The 2,359-nt window shown below is 39.8% G+C and carries 3 protein-coding genes and 1 pseudogene; all 4 read right to left on the bottom strand.

Features of this window, described 5'->3' with window-relative positions; genetic code table 11:
- Positions 1-166, bottom strand: a pseudogene (locus RLO81_RS03810) (NAD(P)/FAD-dependent oxidoreductase); the annotation flags it as partial.
- A gap of 116 nt (positions 167-282) precedes the next feature.
- The gene (locus RLO81_RS20655; protein WP_502880428.1) at positions 283-495 is read right to left on the bottom strand and encodes a hypothetical protein; all 213 of its coding nucleotides are present in this window, start codon (positions 493-495) and stop codon (positions 283-285) included.
- Between the two features lie 101 nt (positions 496-596).
- Positions 597-1,463 (bottom strand): helix-turn-helix domain-containing protein, encoded by an 867-nt coding sequence (locus RLO81_RS03805; RefSeq protein ID WP_350107467.1) that lies wholly within the window; start codon positions 1,461-1,463, stop codon positions 597-599.
- 222 nt (positions 1,464-1,685) lie between these two features.
- Complete coding sequence (locus tag RLO81_RS03800) at positions 1,686-2,273, bottom strand: toxin-antitoxin system YwqK family antitoxin (RefSeq protein WP_350107464.1); 588 nt, start codon at positions 2,271-2,273, stop codon at positions 1,686-1,688.
- Positions 2,274-2,359 lie beyond the last annotated feature (86 nt).

The raw sequence follows: 2,359 nt of genomic DNA, 5'->3' as shown, positions 1-2,359 counted from the left end.
TGAGAAAGTTATGGGAATAAGGTGTTTGAAAATTGCAGGGGTGGCCACTGTCAATGATTAAAACTTTTCGTAATGATCTTCCTAATGCCATGCCAGCTGCAAGGCCTGAATAGCTTCCACCAATTATAATTACGTCATATTTTTCTTGTTTTTCCATAGTGTTCATTTTTTTCGGGAGAGGGTAGGAGGGCAATGCGAGGGCTGTCAAAGTAGCCCCGCATTGCATTACAAATTCTCTTCGTGTAAATACGGCCGAATTCGTTGGGCCTGAAACCAGAATTTTCATTTTCTTTTTAGATCGGGCCTTATCAAACCAATTATCAACTCAACAAAGGGGACCCCAAGAAATACTATCCACGGCACCAATGAGGCCGTAAGTATAAAAGTGCGTTGGTATAACGGCATGTTTGCCATGACGTCTCCAAACAAATAAAGAAACAACGTTATGGATGGGTAAATAACCACCCAAATCTTAAGAGAAGCTATGAGCCTCATTTTCGTCTTCATGTCAATATAATTTATGTTTCAAATTGTACCGACAAAGCTATATTGTCTCAAAGTGAGACTGATAGGACAAAAATGAAGTTGGAAAGGACTTATCTGAAATTCTGCCGAAATGCCTGGGGCGAATGCCCGGTGTGCTTCTTAAAAAACCGAATGAAATAGGATGGATCATCGTAACCGAGTTTGTAAGCTATCTGATTAACCTGATCTGAAGTAGCAAGCAAATGCCTTTTACTCTCCAGAATAACCTGCTCATCGATCAGTTCGGAAGCAGTTTTATCTAACAGTTTTTTAGTGATAGCATTTAGCTGAAACGTGGAGAGATTCAATTGGTCAATATAATAGGAGACATCCTTATGGTCAACAAGCTGAGATTCAACTAATGACAAAAATTCTTCAAGTCTGTCCTGTTGGTAAGGTATGTTTTGATCAGTTGAGTCATCTGGGCGTGTTTTGTTTCTTAAGAGTTCGATAAAGAAAATTGTAAGACCAGCCTTGAGAGCTTCACCAAAATTCACTTGTTTTTCCTGATATTCAGTGTTAAGGTTATCCAAAATTGTTTTAAGTCGGTGGAATTGCTCTTCACTTAATTGACAAAAAGTCTGGTGACTAAGTGACCTAAGTAAATCTTTCGAAAACCGGCCAGATGGATAAAAGTCTGGTTTGAATTGCATTAAAAAGCCAGTACTCTCGGCTTTGATTAAGAGTTCATGTACCTGGCCCGGGCGCATAAAAAAAATACAATGGTCACATAACCCGTAGTGCTTAAAATCGATGGCATGACTACCACTGCCTTTTTCGATGGCTATAATAAAGTAGAAATCATGCCGGTGAAGATCCTGTGACAGATCTTGTTTATAAGTCAATTGTTGAACTTTACGTATGCTAAAATGTTCTAGGACTTCTTGGTCTGCATTAGATGCTTTAATATGTCTAACAGGAATACCTTTGATACTCATCTTTTTCTCGACATGTTCTCGAATAACTGTGGCTGCTAACGCTATGATAGGGCGCGTAGGTATAAAGTTAGTTAAGTGCAGTGAAGATAGCGAGCCGGCTAAAAATAAACCAATCCACAAATCCTATCCAAGAGGTGAGCGGCTTAGCAGGCAGAAAAAAATCCAAAGGCTCCAATATCTATGCGTTCCTATCTAATGTTAGCGAGTTTATTTCGTTCTACTTTATTCCTCCGTTAATAGGTTTGGCATGTTAGGATGGTGAAATAAAGTATCTATCAGTCGTCCATCTTTCATGGTTGCTTCGAAAAGCTTTCCGCCAAGTGAGTCGTAGAAAGTGTAGGTTCCGTTGGTTCTATCGTCAATTTTGAATTGAACTTGGCCGTTTCTGTAGTAGCCCGTTTCGCTTATTGGCATTTCGTCTTTCATAAGAGCGACACTTTGAATTTCACCACTATTATAATAGTTCGTCCACTCGCCAACATGATAGCCTTTTTCCTTGTATCCTTGATTTAGAAGAGAGCCATCTGGGTAAAAGTTCTGATACAACCCATGACCTGTGTCGAGTCGATAACTCCAAGTTGACATAACATTGTTGTTATCATATTGACGTTCTACACCATGCCTAAGGCCATTCACATAGGGGGTGACAAATGCCGTATCACCGTTCACTTCAAATTGAATCCAATCTCCTTCCCGTTTGCCGTTAATTCGTTCACCCATCGTCCAAAGTTCACCGCTAGGGTAATACGTTCGTTCGATGTTGTCTGAACAGGAAAAAAGTATGAAAAGAAAGATTAGGTATTTATACATAATGTGCTCGCTAACGCCCCTGTAAGGCGCGTGTTTTTACTTTGTTCAAGGCATAAAACTAGCACGATTTGGGTTTAGAACCTAGT

It is taken from the genome of Fulvivirga sp. (assembly GCF_040220315.1).
In the GTDB taxonomy this organism is placed as follows: Bacteria; Bacteroidota; Bacteroidia; order Cytophagales; family Cyclobacteriaceae; genus Fulvivirga.
Note: the sequence above shows the minus strand (reverse complement) of the source record. Positions and strands in the feature narration are given on the sequence as shown.

Excerpts from the sequence above, each read along its gene's own strand:
- RLO81_RS20655 (WP_502880428.1), bottom strand. The coding sequence starts at position 495 with ATGAGGCTCATAGCTTCTCTTAAGATTTGGGTGGTTATTTACCCATCC.
- RLO81_RS03805 (WP_350107467.1), bottom strand. The coding sequence starts at position 1,463 with ATGAGTATCAAAGGTATTCCTGTTAGACATATTAAAGCATCTAATGCA.
- RLO81_RS03800 (WP_350107464.1), bottom strand. The coding sequence starts at position 2,273 with ATGTATAAATACCTAATCTTTCTTTTCATACTTTTTTCCTGTTCAGAC.